The sequence below is a fragment of the Corynebacterium sp. HMSC065H09 genome (assembly GCF_001812845.1).
GTDB classification, from domain to species: domain Bacteria; phylum Actinomycetota; class Actinomycetes; order Mycobacteriales; family Mycobacteriaceae; genus Corynebacterium; species Corynebacterium jeikeium_D.
In genome coordinates this window covers 1-15,190 of record NZ_KV810598.1, presented here as the reverse complement: position 1 = coordinate 15,190, position 15,190 = coordinate 1, and the positions used below count along the sequence as shown (strand labels likewise).

Genomic DNA, 15,190 nt, shown 5'->3' with positions numbered 1-15,190 from the left:
GCGTCCACGCGGCGGTTTCGGGTTAGGTGCTCGGGTTCGCGGGCCGTCGTCGGCGGCGCCGCGCCCGTGGACGTGCCCGTCATGCAGACTCCCCCGGCCTCGTTTTCACGGCGATGCCCCACGCCGCGAGCACGGCGATGCCTAAGAACCAGGCCGCGCAGACCACCAGACCCGCAGCCCCGGTGCCGTTGACGGCCTCGCCGGCCGCGGATACGGGGGTGTGCCCGGCGATTCCGCGCAGGAGAGGACGGAAGTGGTCGGCGGGCATGAGCACCGTGTTGACGAACATCGCAACGATGATTAACGGGATGAGGGCCACGGAACCCTGGGGGCTGGTGATGGAGAACGCGATGTACGTGCCGGTGCATGCGGCCGCCGCGGCAACCATCGCGCCGGTCACCGCGATCCTCCACCACCAGGACACCTCCGGGGGGCCGTCGGAAAGCAAGGCGGCCACCGCCGCAACAACGACCGTCATCGCCATGATCCGGATGAACTCGGCAATAATCCGTGCGGCCGGCACGGCCGCGTACGGTGACGGCATGGTGATTAACCGCTCGTGGAAGCCATTGCTGCGTTCAACGAACACGGTGGACGATCCCGTGATGGCCAGGATGAACGCCCACGCCGTCACGACCAGGATGACCGCGTTCCGGAGTTCGAACTCTCCGGTGAGCTGCCTGACCAGGCCACCGAACATGCGGTTGACGATGAACAGGTACACGAGCGGAGCAATGAACGTCATGAACCAGAAGTCGGGGCGCCGCAGCCAAATGTGGGCGATGCGCCGCAAATGCACGAAGATGGCGTCGATCATGATTCGCTCCTCGAAGTGAACCGGCGGATGAACAGGACGATTCCGGCGACCACCGCGACACCGAGCCACAGGGCTGCCTCTTCCCCGGCGCTATCCGGGAAGGCGTCCGGGGACGCTGCCCTGATCACCTCGATCATCGGCGAAAACGGCATGTGACGTACGACGTCGCGAAGGGAGCCGTCCAAAGCGGTCGCCGGAATGAACGCGGTGGAGAACATAAGCAGCAGCATTTCCAGCGCCTGGATCGATGAGGCCGTCGACACCGGGGCGGGCACCATCAGGATCACCCCGTCCGTGACCAGGGACAGAACCGCTGCGGCGAGCAGTGACCACAGGACAGTCCACGCGACGTCACCGACAGCCATGTCGAGGCCACAGGCCCACGCGACGACCAGCAGCGCCGCGATCGACGCGGACATCCGCAGCAAATCGGTGGCGAGCCTGCCGGCGACATAGCCGCCTGTGGCCCCGGGCAACACGCGCACGCGGTCAACAAGCCCGGATTCGACGTCCTGTCCCACCGCCATCGCCGACGCCGCGGCGGTGAACATCGCCGCCTGGAACAGGCAGCCGCCGAGCACGAAACGCAGGTACCCGAAGCCGGATTGCCCCGCCGAGTACCCAAACACCGCGTACAGGCACAGCAGGAAGAGGGGCGGAACTACGAACATGGAGATCAGCGACGCGGTGTTGCGTCGCAACAGCAGCAGATCCCGATGGAGAAACGCCGCGACCGACGTCGCACTCATCGCGCCGCACCCCCTGCGTTCATCGATATGAACACCTCGTTGAGGGTGGGCGGCGACACGCTCAGCGAATCCGGCAACGCTTCCGAGGCCTCCATCGCCCGCGCCACCGCCTCGAGGATCCGCGGTCCGGGGTCGACGTCGAGGGACACCGACTTCCCCGCGACGCGGGCGCGGTCCAGGCACGTTCCCCCGAGGCAGCGGGCGAACGCCTCCGCCCCGGCGGCGGTGGCGAAGGACACGCGGAGCACGTGCGACCCGAAGTCGCGGCGCAATTCCTCCGGCGTTCCGCTGGCGACGATGCGGCGGTCCTTGAGCAGATGGACGTGGTCTGCCAGCGCCTCCGCCTCTTCCAGGTACTGGGTGGTCAGCACCAGGGTCATTCCGTCGTCCCGCAGCTGCCGGATGAAGCCCCACAGCTCTTCGCGGCTGACCGGGTCCAACCCCGTCGTGGGTTCGTCGAGGAACAGCAGCCTGGGCACGACGCACAGCGACGCGGCGATGTCGAGGCGCCGCCGCATGCCACCCGAATAGGCCGACACCAACGTCGAGGCACTGTCTGCGAGCGAGAATTGCGCGAGTAGTTCCGTCGCGCGGGCGGCCGCGTCGGCGCGGTCGAGTCCGCGCAGACGCCCGAAGAACTCCAGGTTCTCCCGGCCGGTGAGGTTCTCGTCGATCGCCGCGAATTGGCCGGTGGTGGCAATGTCGGCGCGCACGCCCACCGGATCCTCTTTCACATCGCGCGAGAAGATGCTCACCTCGCCGGAGTCTGCGGTGATGAGCGTCGACAGGATTCGGATGAGAGTGGTCTTGCCTGCGCCGTTGTGGCCGAGGAACGACACAATCGCCCCGGCGGGCACGGTGAAACTCACGCCGTCGAGCACATGCTTGCGCATCCGGGCACCGCGCTTTCCCTTACGCCCGCCGTCCGGCGGGGCACCTGCACCGCCTTCGGGCGCGGTGCCCGCTTTGCCCGCAATCGGGTAGCTCTTCGTGAGGTTGCGGACGACGATCGCCGCACCTCGTTCAGCTTTCTCCGTCATCGTTTCCCCTTTTCTTTGGTATCGCAGTGGGCCGCTGTCGGCAGCGGCCCCGTGGTCGGGTTGTCATGCGGCACCTCGATATGGATGCCCGCATCGCGGGCGAAGGCGAGGACCGGTTCGAGGAGCCGGGGGTGGCCGACGAGATCCCGGCACCCCGGCGTGACCGGCTTCCCCGCCACCGCCACAACGGTGGCGGCAGCAATCGCCGCGGTCATTTTGTAGGAACCTGGGCCGGTCGCCCGGACGACGGTCGTCTCGGCCGACGGCCCCGCATCGCCCGCGCCGGCGGACGACAGTGCGGCGACCAGCTCGGCGGGTTGCGGAGTGCCCTTCGCCCGCGCCTTCCGCGATGTCACGGCCGCCCCGAGACGGGCGAGCAGACCGGAGACAACGGGCATCGCGTACAGTCTCGACGTGCAGATCTTCTCCACCAACGCATCGGGGAGGGCATCGAAGGCGACGTGGTAGGAATATCCACGGATCGAAGGACACACCTCGCGTACGACGTCGACGTCCGGGCATTCGTAGCCGATTCCGCTTTGCGACGACACCGGGTTGCGCCGCACTTCGACAATGGCGCCGCCGAGCATCGCGCGGTATCCGCCGCGAATGGTCCGGAACATCGACTCGACCGACGCGGCCCCGGATTCCTGGTCGGCGCCGATTCTCAGATCGACCCGCACATCGCGGACCTCTTCGACCCCCGCAGCGCGGGCCCCGAGAATCAACAGTGCCGTCGACAAGCCCGGGCACAGGCCGAACCCGGTGAGCACGGGAACCCCCTCCCGCCGGGCATCCCCGTCGAGGGCCATGATTGCGCGGCGGGCGTCGATCGAATCGTTGACGTCGATGTATCCGGTGCCTGAGTCAATGCAAGCACGGGCGAGTGAGTCTGCGTGCACCTCGAACGGGCCGGTGCAGTTGACCACCCAATCGTGTTTGCGGAATACCCTGCAGATCTCGTTGTGGCCGGCGGCGATCCTCAGCGGGAAGTGCCGCCCCGGGCCATCGTCCGGTTTCTTTCGGGAAGTGTAGGCCAGCTCGATCCCGTCGACGGCGCCGAGCATCCCCCGGACGAGCCGTCCGGTGACGCCGGTACCTCCGGCCACCAGCACTTTCACAGGTTCGCCCGCGTCGCGGTCCCGTGCTTCCCCGCCGTTTCGTCGATCAGTCACTTTCCATCTCGTTTCCCCGGTCCCGCGACCGGTCGATTCCATCGGACGACGGGTCCACTGCCCTGTCGTCCGTTTCCGGCGCCCGGCGCCGGTGTTCGATGTACTCCCCGATGAGAGCCCCAGTCAGCGCGGCATCCTCTCCGAGGACGAACGAATAGTGGTTTCCCGCGACGCCGGCGACGCAGAGGTCATCGACGAGGTGGTCCCGCCACTGGTCGTGGTTGTGAGCCTCGCCGTCATCGGGGAAAACGAACAGCGCCTCCCTCACCCGCCCCTCGGGCCGGTACCGAGTGCGGGCATCGATGAGCGAGCGCAGCGAGTTGAACTCCGTCGCTGTCACCCGGTCGCCGGAAAGCCCAAGGTCCTCCAGGAGCGTCGGTGCGACCGCTGCGGCCAGGGCACGCAGGCGGGCCCCTCGTTCCTCATCGGTCTCGTCGACCCCGCCGAACTCCGCCCAGAGGCGGGCAACCGGCGTTCCGTGCGGGAGATCGGCGATCGAGGGCATCACCCGGGACAGCAGCCCCTTTTCGGATTCCGCGTCGAAATCCCCGACGTCGACCGCGATCCCCGGAGCCAGGCTGTCGAGAAACACCAGCGCAGGATCGAGATCGGCCAAACGGAGCGCCATCTCGGCCGCGATGGTGCCGCCGAGGCTCCATCCAACGATCGCAGGGGCGGCACCGTCGACGAGCACCTCGCGGACCCGGCCCGAGTAGTGGGCCGCGATATCGCCGATGCCGATAGCGTGGGGGAATGGTCTCTCGAACTCCGCGAAGCCGACACCCCACACCTGCCCGCCACCGGGGATCGCGAGTGCCAGGTCTCGGTAGATGTCGACGGTGCCGAATCCGCCGTGGACGAGGAAGATCGGGCGCGCCTCATCACCGCTGCGCAATAGAACCAGCGAACGGTCCGTGGCCGACGCGCCGGGGTCATCCGCGTCCCGCCGGTCGGTCGGCGTGGCCGTCGACTGGCCGACGAGCTCTGCCACGCCACGTGGCGTCGGCTTGGCCAGCGCTTCCGCGAGCGGCACCGACGCCCCGGTGATGTCCTGGATCCGCTGCATCAGTTTCACGAATCCCAGGGAGTCGTAGCCGAGGAGGAACAGGTTGTCGTCCGCGCCGGCTTCGGCGCCGCCGAGGTCGGCCCGGACTATCCCAGTGATGACCGTCAGGTATCCGCGAACTCGGCCCATCAGGTCCCCGGATGCGATCCTCGAGATCGCGCCCGCCCTGTCGCGCTCTGCCGATAACACGCCCGCGACGCCGTCGTCGATCACCCCACCGCCGGAAGAAGTGCCCCCGACCGCCAGGCGCAGGTGCCGAACCTGGCCGACGCTCAGCGGCGCCGCTTCGGAGCAGCCCCCGGCGAAGCCCGACACCGACCTGATGTAATGGTCGAAGATGTCCTCCACCAGTTCCGGTTTCAGGATCTGCTCGACGAAATCCCAGGCGACGTTGATACGCCCGTCGACCTCCATCACCTGGTTGTCCAACAGCACCTGCGGAGTCTGGGAGATGGCGTAATCGACGTCTCCCAGGACGTGGGCATCCTTGCCCGAGCCATCGCCTGCCGCGGCCCCCTCGCCGAACAGCAACGAGGTGTACACGAACGGCGCTATGGCCTGTCCGACGGGCAGACCCCGGTGGCGCGCGATGGTGCCGAGCAACGACACCCCGGAGTACCCGGCCGCCATGTGCCCGAGCAGCCGGTTGCGCAGTTCCGCCGTCCACCAACGGAGATCATGGTCGGCGGCCGCTTTTACAGGCATCAGAATGACGCCGGTGAAATCACCGAAGACGCCGGCGACGTCGGCGATTTCGGAATCACGGTTGTACGTGGTGATGTTGATGCCGACCGAATCCCCCTTCGACCACAGCGACAGGCTCGTCGCATAGCAGGCGAGAAGCAGTGCGGACACGCTGCCGTCGGCGGCGCTGGCCCTTTCCCGCAACAGTGCGGTTTCCTCAGCGGTGAACGTGTACGACAGGCGACGCATCCGCGGCACATCCACGTCCGCGGCCGCACCGCTTGATGGAAGGGTGTTGCCGGGCGGGAATTCCTCGACCACCGTCCGAGTCAACGTCTCTTCGCCCCGCCCGACCGCCGAAGCTTCCCGACGCTTCATCTCCAAGACGTACGCGCGGTAGTCGCCAGTGACGGGCGGAAGCTCCGTTCCTCGGTACAGCTTGTCCAGGTCGTCGATGAAAATCCGCTGGCTCGCCCCGTCTCCGATGATCATGTCCACGCTGAAGAACAGGCGGTGCCGCCCGTCCGGGAGCGCGAACGCCGACAGATGGAACAAGGGCCAGCTGCCCAGATCGAATACCTGGTGGCTCAGCTCATCGCGCTTGCGCCGCACCGCCTCGACCACGGTCGCCTCATCGGCGGTCCGGTAGTCGGCGACATCAATACGGTAGCGCGGAACCTCCGGCAGGATCCGCTGCGTGGCTTGTGCGGTGAACACGACGCGCAGCATCGGATGCCTGCGGATTAGCTTGTCGAGGGCGTCTTCCAGGCGATCGATGTCGGTACCGGGTTCGGTGACGGATTCGATGTAGTAGTGCTCGGTGACGCCGCCCAGCTCGAACCCAGAGTTCCGGCCAACGTAGTAGGCCTTCTGCATGTCAGTCAAGGGGAACGGCGCGTGGGGGTCATCCCCGAATTGTTCCACCGGATCCTTTCCGTGGGCACTCGCGGGGCATTCTCGGGCGCCTCCTGCGGCTGAACCGGCACCGACGGCACAATCGGGGGAAGGCACTGCCTCGGAGACGGCTTCAGACTCGGCCCCGGACTCCCGCATGGCATCTGAGACAAGGCCGGCGATGTGCGCGATGGTCGGGTCTTCGATGACGTCGCGGAAACGGAGCCGGACTCCCGTCTTCTGCCGGATCGCGCGCATCATAACCTGGAATTGCAGGGAATCGCCGCCGCGGCGGAAGAAGGACTCTCCCGCGCCGCACGCCGGATCCGCGGCACCCGTCGACGGGGCTTCCCCGAGAATCTCGTCGAAGACTCCGGACACCAACTCGATCGCCCCGGGGTCGGCGACGGAACCAGCCGAGCCCACGGCTCCGGCCCCCGCCCCGGCGACCTCGCCATCGGCCGTTGCCCCGCCGCCCGCGGCGCCGACGTGCCTACGAATTTCCTCCTGATCCAGTTTCCCGTTGACGGTAACGGGCAGATGCGCCACCGGCAGCAGGACCGTCGGTACCATGTACGCTGGCAAGCAGCGGGCAAGCTCGGCCCGGACGGCATCCCGCGAGCCGGTCATATCGTCCACCGGAACGTAGAGGCACGCCAGTAGTCCCCGATCGCCCGATTCGACGACGGCCGCCATCGACGCGGTCACCAGGCCGGACCGCTCGAGGACCGATTCGATTTCTCCGAGTTCGACGCGGAAGCCCGCGATTTTCACCTGACGATCGCGGCGGCCGAGAAATTCCACAAAACCCTCCGCGTTGAACATGCCCACGTCTCCGGTCCGGTAGCAGCGACCGATGCCTGGGACATACCCGAAGGCGGCAGCGGTCCGCTCCGGATCGGCCGCATACCCCTGCGCGACGCCGAGGCCGCTGATGTGGATTTCCCCCGGCACCCCGACGGGGCAATGCACCCCGTCGGGCGCGAGCACGTGGATGCCCTGGTTCGCCAGCGGGTACCCGTAGGGAATGCGGTTTTCCAGGCTGTCGCGTTGCAGCGGGTACTGGATGGACCAAATACTTCCTTCGGTCGCACCGCCCAGGCTATTAATCGACGCGTTCGGGAACATGTCCATGGCGCGCGCCGGAAGCCCCGCTGCGATGCGATCGCCGCTGAGCAATACGGTGCGCACATCCGGGAACACGTCGTCGTCCGTCGCCCGGACCAGGGCGAGCTCCAACAGGGCGGGCGCGGAGTTCCACAGCGTGACCCGCTCTTCCCGCAAGACGTCGAGGATTTCATCGGCGTTGCGTTCGTCTCCGACCATCGTCACCGTCGCGCCTGCCGCGAACGCACCGAACACGTCGTAGACCGACAGGTCGAATCCCAGCGACGACAATCCGATGATGCAATCAGCGGAGGTGACCCCATACCGCCGGTTCACGTCGAGGATGGTGTTGACACAGTTGCGATGACTGATCCGCACACCCTTTGGCCGGCCCGTGGTCCCCGAGGTGAAGATGACATAGGCAAGGTCGTCAGGGGCAGTGCCGGGCGAAGAGTGCGCACCCGCGCTGCCCGCGCGGTCGCAGACTTCCGCGGCTGCGGGCTTGCCGACGCCCTCTACTCCGCTTTGGTCCAGTTCATCGATCACGCCGGTGTCCAGAATCGGGCCCGCCGCACCTGAGGCTTCCACTACGTATTCTTGTCGCTGGGCCGGCATGCCCGCGTCGACAGGCACGAATGCGGCTCCCGCACGCAATGCGCCGACCATGTTGACGATGTCGTCGGGATGCTTGGTGTAGCGCACGATCACCGCATCCCCCGCCCCGACGCCGGAATCCGAGAGTTGGCGGGCGATGCGTCCGGCCCTGGCCCAGACCTCGGCGTAGGTGTACGAGATGCCCCGGGCGGCTAGGCGCACGGCCGGCGCATCCGGAGTCGCCGCGCATGCGGCTTCGACAAGCGAAACCAGGGTGTCATTGTGGATCGGGCCCGCAGCATCGTTGTAGCGGGCGACGGCCCTCTCCGTCTCCGCATGACGGATGGGCAGAGCCTCTCCCCCCTCCGCCACCACGTCCAGGGCCTCCGCAACGACTCCGAACATCGCATCTACCGCAGGGAAGTAATCGTCGACCACGTCCCACGACAACGCCATCCCGCCCGATGCCGGCATCACCTGGATGTCGAGGCACACCTGCGCGGTTTGCGTGTAGACGCGTTCGATGACCGGGCTGCGCCCGCTTCCCCGCTCGCCGCCGAGGTAGCTGGTGAACACCACCGGAGCGGTGGCCTGGGACTGATTGGCCGCGTCCCGGAGGAATCGCTGTAGCACCTCCACACCGGAAACGCAGCGGTGGGACAGCCCTTCGCGGATGTCCAGGTCGATTGCCTCCGCCAACCCGTCGATGGTCGCGGCTCTCCCGGCGTCGACGCCGACAAGCATCGATGAAGTGAAATCTCCCATCACCCTCGTGCCCGCGGCGAGGCCGCTGCGTTCGCTGACAGTCACGTTGACCGTCAACGCGGATTCGGGCAGCCACCTGCAGACGACGGCGGCGTTGACGGCCATCACCAGCGACGACAGGGTAACTCCAATGCGGCGGGCACGTTCGCTGAGCTTGGCGGTGACCTCCGCGTCGAGCACCGTGCCCAAGCGCCGGGTCGACCAATCGTCGCCACCCCCCACGGCCGCCGGGAACTCCGGACGCCGCGGCAGATCTGCGGCCTTCTTCTCCCAGTAGGCGAGGTCCTCGGCCCGTTTCCCGTCGCGCCGGCGCGCAGAGATTGCCGCCAGGGCATCCCCATATCTGGAAGCCGGAGCCGGCGGCTCCCCGGCCAGCAGGGATTCGAGCTCGTCGAAGAACAGGTACACCGAACCCGCATCCATGACGATCATGTTGAAGTAGATGAACATCCTGCACCCGCCCGCATCTGCGAGCAGCCTCGCGGCGACCATGGGGCCGTCCTCGTTCGACGATCGCGCCGCGGTTCGCATGTCCCGACGGATCTCCCCCACCGCCGCGTCGATATCGTCGCCGGACCCGACTACCTCGACGGTGGCGAGGCACACGCCGGTCGGGCTCAAGACCCCGGCATCGACGTCGAGCCGATGGAACAGCACGTCGTGACGCCCGAAGACCGCCCGCACGGCCTCCTCCACCTGCGGCAACGAATAGTCGTGCCGGGATTCCGCGTAGATGTACGTCGCTTGGCCACCAAGCTCGATGTCCTCGTCCGCGCCGAGCAGGTAGGCGGTCTGGATTGGATTGAGCGGGACCGCATCCGCGGGACCAGCCCCATTTTTGCCGGCACAGCCGTCATCCGACTCACCCGTCGCTACAGCGGGATCGGCCCCGGCAGCGGCGCCTGCGGCAGATCCGGCATCAGCGCCACCCCGGGCGGCGTCGATGACGGCCGCCAAATCAGCGACCGTGACCCCGGGGTCCATCGCCGCGTAATCGATGGTGACCCCGTACTCGTCCTCCAGCGCCAGCAGCATCTGGAGGAAAGTCAGGGAGTTCGGGATGTGGTCGCGGAGTTTCACGTCCGCCGAATCCAGGTGCACGCCGATGGCGTCGGCGATGGACTCCGACAGCCGTTCGGGGGCGACTCGAGCCCCGGTGCGGGCTCTTCCCACGGCGGTAGATGCGACGGCCGGCGCGATCGTTTCATTGGTCATCGTCATCGCCTCAGAGCAGAGCCTCGAGCTTGCGGCGGAGCTTCTTGCCGTTCGACGCGACGGGCAGCTCGTCGACCCACAGAACCCTGGAGACGGGCACCCCGGCGACGCGCATCAGCTCGGTCGTCGCGGACCGGGCCACCGCCTGTTCATCGATCGGAGGCTCATCCCCGTCCGATTGCCCGGCACCGGTCGCATCGTCGGCCTTACGATCGGTCGGGGTCCGCCTGGCCAAGAACACGGCGATCTCCTCTTCGCCCGTGGCTGGGTTGCTCCGGCCGAGAACGGCAACATCGCGGTCAAGCACATTCTCCAGCACGGCTTCCAAATCAGCCGAATAGTAATTCCGGCCGTTGACGAAGATGATGTCCTTCTTCCGGCCGAGGACGAACAACTCGCCGTCGCGGAGAATGCCCATGTCCCCCGTTGCGAACGCCCCATCATCGGTGAGCTCGTGCTCCACGATCCCCTCTGCTGTGATCGCGGCGCGGGTCATCGGAGCGCCGGCGATGTGGATTTCACCGACGGTGCCGTCGCCGAGGACCCCGCCCCCGTCATCGCGGATGGTCAAGGAAATCCCCGGGACGGCCTTGCCCAAGGCGACGAACTCAGCTCCGGACTCGCTCTCGATGTCCTCGAAACGCTGCCCCGTGGCGATGCCCGTCCGGTCAAGTCGCACCGTGGACAGACCCGAGTAGATATCCCGGGTCGTGACCAGCAGGCAAGCTTCGGACATTCCGTAGGCGGAGGTCAGGGCATCCTCCCGGAGGCCCACGGCGGACATCGCCGCGAGGAACCTCCGGGCCAATGGAGCGTCGATGGGCTCAGAACCGCTCATCAGCTTCTGGACGTTGGAGAAGTCGTAACCGTGGTCATCCCCGAGGGGCCGGCGCTCGAGATGGCGCAGGAAATGCTTGAACGCGAAGTTCGGGCACACTGTCACCGTCGGCCGGTGCCTGGTCACGGCCTCGAACCACCTCGGGGGATCGGCGACCACCTCGGAAACCGGCAGCAACACCTGGTCGTACCCACGAAAAAGGGCGTAGACGTGGAAGCCGATCAGCGAAAGGTTGTGGGTCAACGGCAGCCACGTGAGCATCTTGTTCTCGTACCGGTGCGCGTGGCGTGGGATTGTCGCGCGCAGCCCGTTCAGCACGGACTCGTTGGTTACGATGACGCCCTTTGGCGATCCCGTGGAGCCGGACGAAAACTGGATGAGGGCTTCGCCTGCCGTCCCACCTCGCACCGGGAACGCGGGGACCGCCCCGGCGCCATCCCCGGAATCCACGTCACCCGCCTGAGAGAAGTCCGATTCAGCATCACCCGGCATCGCCGCAACCGGTTCCGCGGCAGCGTCATTGACGATGGACACGTCGAGCAGCCGGTCCTCGCCCACGACCACGGCACCGTTTGCGCCGGTGAGCAGCGTGTAACTGCGTTCGTCGACCAGGATCGGGGCCCCGGGCATCATGTCCGAGAGCGTCCGCACCCTGTCGACGTCAACCGGGCCCGACACCGGCGGCGCAAGCGCCGGAACCGCGCCGGCGTAGACGCAGCCCCAGAACGCCCGGATGAGCCCACGGTTCTCTGAAACCTGGAAGATCACGCGATCGCCGGGGCCGATGCCGGCTTCGGCCAACCGAGTCGCAGCCGCCACCGCCTCCGCATGGACCCGGCCATACGGGACGAAGACGTCCCGCCGATTCTCGACGAAGGTGATCCCCTTTTTCGTCTCATCGGCCTTGTCCCGAAGCACGTCGCTGATGGTCCGGATCGTGTTCATTGGTACCTCTTTCGGTTGTCGGCGCCATGCCGGTGCCGGGCGGACCGGGCCCGCATGGCGTGACCCGGAGGATGTGTCTGAAGGGTTGAAAGGGTGAAGCAACTGGGTGGGGCGCGTCTCCGCACAAGCTCAGAAACGCTCGCGGGCCCGGGACCCGCCGGTTCCAGGCGCCCGTCAAGTCACTGCGGACACCAGGGCGGCGACGAAGACCGCGGCGGACGCTGCGGCCGCGAACCCGTCACGCACTCGCCAGGGGTGATCGGTGCGGAAGGTACGCCGCGGATAGAGGCCGAAGTTGCGCATCGCCAGGGTCAGGGACAGCTTTTCGGCGCAGCGCACGGCGCTGACGAACAACGGGAAAGCGATGCGCGCGGGCGTCGTCGCGCGAATGAAACCGGAGCGGAAAGACTGCTCCGGTCGCATCGAGCGCAATCTAATCGCCCATGTCAGCTGGGGGATTTCACTGCGCAGGAACGCTGCGATGCTCACCCCGGAAATCGCTATGGTGCACCATGTGTAGGGCACCCGGAGGCGTTGCACCATGGCGTCGAAAAGCTCCTCGACGCGCATGCACGCGGAGACCAGGACCGTCCCCGCGAACACGGCCATCAACAGCAGTCCGTGATGGATGCCGTGGCGGACGGCTTCCGACGCATCCCCACCTCCGTAGAACTCGGAGCGCCACCCGAGCAGGCCGAAGAACACCCCGATTAACAGGACAAGAAGGACCTTCCCCGCCGTCGCCCGAACGTCGCGTTCCGCGATCGCAGCGAGTGCGAGGAACGCGACCACCGTCAGGGCGAGAACGGCGTCTCCGCCGGAGAGCAGCGCGGCGACGAGGACGAACATCACCGCCGCGACAATCGTGATGGCGTTCAACCCCGCGCGCCTTCGAGCGGCGGATTCACTGGTCCAGGGGCTTTCGTCCAAGGACGTCCGTGCGCCGGCCGCGGGCAGTGGGCGATCCCGCCGGGACGACTCCGGGGAAGCCGGCAGGTCGGCTGCGGGACCGGACCAGGCGACCTTCCCTTCGGCGACGATGCTCGCCCTATCTGCCCACGTTCGCGCGACACGGCGGTCGTGGCACGTGAACACAACGGTTCCGCCGGCCCCGGCGTATTCCGCTAGCGCATCCAGTACGATGCGCGAGCTCGGCGAATCCAGGTGCGCCAACGGCTCGTCGAGAAGCAGCAAACGGCGATTGGCCGCCACCGCCAGGAAGATGCCCAACCGTCTTTTCTGTCCGCCCGACAGGACGAACGGCGAGACGGGGTCAAGTGCCCTGGGGCACAGGGCTTCCCGCAGTTTCCGCAGCTCATCGGCGCCGAGTGGTCCGTGCGGGTCCGTGCCGGCCAGCGCGGAGTCGATTTCCGCGGCGACGGTCGCGCGGGTGAACTGGTGCTCGGGGTTCTGGAACGCCCACGACGCGAAGGCGTCGGGGACGCGCCGGGCGGACGCGCCGTCGATCCGGAAGTTCGCTCCCGCCTTCATCTGGCCTGACAGCACCGCCAGCAAGGTGGACTTACCGGCTCCGTTGGCGCCGACTAGGGCATGAATCTCGCCCCGTTCCAGTGTCAGATCGGCCCCGTCCAGAATCCTCTCCCCGCCTCGGGCCACGTGGGTTCCGGTCAAGGCCAGCAGTGGAACGGCATCCGCCTCCGATTCCAAATCGGGACGGTCCGGTGCCCCCGTGCCCGGCGTACTGGCGTCCGGCGCTCCGGCGGGCGCGGCCGACGTCGCAATGCCCTTCACCGCGATGCCCTCCGGTGCTCCGTGCGCGGCGACGCTCCCGTCCGCATCGAGGATTGTCACCGTGTCGACCCACCCGTCGAACGGGCGGAGGTCGTGCTCGATGAGCAGGATAACGCGCCCCGGGGCCCGCAAATCACGGATGGCGGCGAACAGCGACCGACGACCGTCCTCGTCAACGTGGGCCGCGGGCTCGTCGAAGATCATGACCTCCGGCGCCCTGGCCACAGCACCGGCGATGGCCATCCGCTGGCGTTGCCCACCCGACAAAGCCCACGGATCCTTCTCCGCGAGCTCTGACAGCCCGAGCTCCGATAGGGCCTCGGCTGATTGCTTGGCGACGATGCCGGCTTCCACGAGGGAAAACTCGAGGGCCATCGACACGTCATCGACGACTCGGAGCGTGAGCACCTGCGTCGACGGGTCTTGCCCGACGAAGGTGACCCGGTCCCCGTCCACGGAGCGTTCGGTGCCGTCGGCATCGACGATGTGCACGAATCCGGCATGGTCGATGGGGATGTGCGAGGGGATCAGTCCAGCGATGAGGTGGGCCAGGCTCGTCTTTCCGCATCCCACGGGTCCCGTGATGGCGTTGATCGTGCCGAAATCGAAGGAGAGATCCACCATGTCGGGTGCCCATCGCCCATCGGCGTGCCGGACGCCCGCGCCACTAACCCGTAACCGGGCCGGGGCCGTCCCGCGTGTCGCACCGGCGCACGCGGGTGCTCCGCCGGTCACCGGGTGACTCCGCGGCTGCGAAGCCCCTTTGCGACGGCAAAGCCCAGGACCAAAAACACCAGGCTCGATGCCAAGGCTACGGCGAAGCTAATCAGGGTCATGGGCGTGGTCGGCGAGTCGACGCCGACTGCGCGCGGGGCCATCGTTCCCATCAGCGCGGAGAACAACATCGCCGACGCCACGAACTGGGGACGCGTCCACCGCCGGTACAGGGTGACCATGAACGGAAGCTCGATGAGCAATCCTTCCATAGTCAGCGCCCCGATTGCGGCGACGCCGAACGGGGTGGTCGCCGCGGACACGACGCCCATGGCAAGGCACGCGATAAGGCTCGCGCCAGGCTTGCGGACGACGATGAGGGGAACAACGCACTGCAGGAACCACAGCCCGAGCGTCGCCGCGACGAGATAAACGTGGGCGATGCCGGCGAACACCTGCAGGTAGGTCAGGGGCACGATGATGAGAGACCCCGCGACGCCGATCGCGGCGGCGACGAGCATGTCGCGGGTGGATGGTCGGCCACCAGCTGCGACCGGTGCGACGTGCACCAACCGCCCGTCATCCGTCTGCGACGCCACCGCGTCCCCGGCTCCCCCTCCGGAGAGGGGTTCTCCGGTCGATCCACGTTTTCCGTTCATCGTCGCCGCCTCGCTTCCGTTGCCGATTCCCGATCGCGAACACCACCTGAAACAGTATTAGGTTAGGCAATGCTTATCGGATTACGCCAGGCTCAATTTACTGAAATTACCCCCGCCCCCCCCGAACGAAAAACCGCCTTCCCAGCGTGCTCACAGAGATTCGCCCCGTACTCGAG

At 67.1% G+C, this 15,190-nt stretch carries 8 protein-coding genes; all 8 read right to left on the bottom strand.

The genetic code is table 11. The features are described 5' to 3' along the window. Positions 1-79: 79 nt before the first annotated feature. Positions 80-817 carry an ABC transporter permease gene (locus tag HMPREF2878_RS08705; RefSeq protein ID WP_070653326.1) on the bottom strand — a complete coding sequence of 246 codons (738 nt, stop codon included), beginning with the start codon at positions 815-817 and terminating at the stop codon, positions 80-82. After that, entirely contained in the window at positions 814-1,566 is a 753-nt protein-coding gene (locus HMPREF2878_RS08700) for an ABC transporter permease (RefSeq protein ID WP_049172223.1), read from the bottom strand. Before HMPREF2878_RS08700 ends, HMPREF2878_RS08705 begins: the two co-directional genes overlap by 4 nt. Next, a complete protein-coding gene (locus HMPREF2878_RS08695) occupies positions 1,563-2,606 on the bottom strand; it encodes an ABC transporter ATP-binding protein (RefSeq protein WP_049172221.1) in 1,044 nt (347 codons plus the stop codon). The genes HMPREF2878_RS08700 and HMPREF2878_RS08695 overlap by 4 nt, the downstream gene beginning before the upstream one ends. Continuing rightward, entirely contained in the window at positions 2,603-3,781 is a 1,179-nt protein-coding gene (locus HMPREF2878_RS08690; protein ID WP_239660040.1) for a saccharopine dehydrogenase family protein, read from the bottom strand. Before HMPREF2878_RS08690 ends, HMPREF2878_RS08695 begins: the two co-directional genes overlap by 4 nt. Beyond that, entirely contained in the window at positions 3,774-10,106 is a 6,333-nt protein-coding gene (locus HMPREF2878_RS08685) for a non-ribosomal peptide synthetase (protein ID WP_070653371.1), read from the bottom strand. The genes HMPREF2878_RS08690 and HMPREF2878_RS08685 overlap by 8 nt, the downstream gene beginning before the upstream one ends. A 10-nt stretch (positions 10,107-10,116) precedes the next feature. Next, entirely contained in the window at positions 10,117-11,889 is a 1,773-nt protein-coding gene (locus tag HMPREF2878_RS08680; RefSeq protein ID WP_070653324.1) for an AMP-binding protein, read from the bottom strand. Between the two features lie 174 nt (positions 11,890-12,063). Next, the gene (locus HMPREF2878_RS08675) at positions 12,064-14,265 is read right to left on the bottom strand and encodes an ATP-binding cassette domain-containing protein (protein WP_246821871.1); all 2,202 of its coding nucleotides are present in this window, start codon (positions 14,263-14,265) and stop codon (positions 12,064-12,066) included. 107 nt (positions 14,266-14,372) lie between these two features. Continuing rightward, the gene (locus tag HMPREF2878_RS08670) at positions 14,373-14,954 is read right to left on the bottom strand and encodes an ECF transporter S component (RefSeq protein ID WP_187400548.1); all 582 of its coding nucleotides are present in this window, start codon (positions 14,952-14,954) and stop codon (positions 14,373-14,375) included. Positions 14,955-15,190: the final 236 nt, after the last annotated feature.

What these genes read in the sequence shown, in the direction of transcription:
- HMPREF2878_RS08705 (WP_070653326.1), bottom strand. Translation starts at nt 817, where the DNA reads ATGATCGACGCCATCTTCGTGCATTTGCGGCGCATCGCCCACATTTGG.
- HMPREF2878_RS08700 (WP_049172223.1), bottom strand. Translation starts at nt 1,566, where the DNA reads ATGAGTGCGACGTCGGTCGCGGCGTTTCTCCATCGGGATCTGCTGCTG.
- HMPREF2878_RS08695 (WP_049172221.1), bottom strand. Translation starts at nt 2,606, where the DNA reads ATGACGGAGAAAGCTGAACGAGGTGCGGCGATCGTCGTCCGCAACCTC.
- HMPREF2878_RS08685 (WP_070653371.1), bottom strand. Translation starts at nt 10,106, where the DNA reads ATGACCAATGAAACGATCGCGCCGGCCGTCGCATCTACCGCCGTGGGA.
- HMPREF2878_RS08680 (WP_070653324.1), bottom strand. Translation starts at nt 11,889, where the DNA reads ATGAACACGATCCGGACCATCAGCGACGTGCTTCGGGACAAGGCCGAT.
- HMPREF2878_RS08675 (WP_246821871.1), bottom strand. Translation starts at nt 14,265, where the DNA reads ATGGTGGATCTCTCCTTCGATTTCGGCACGATCAACGCCATCACGGGA.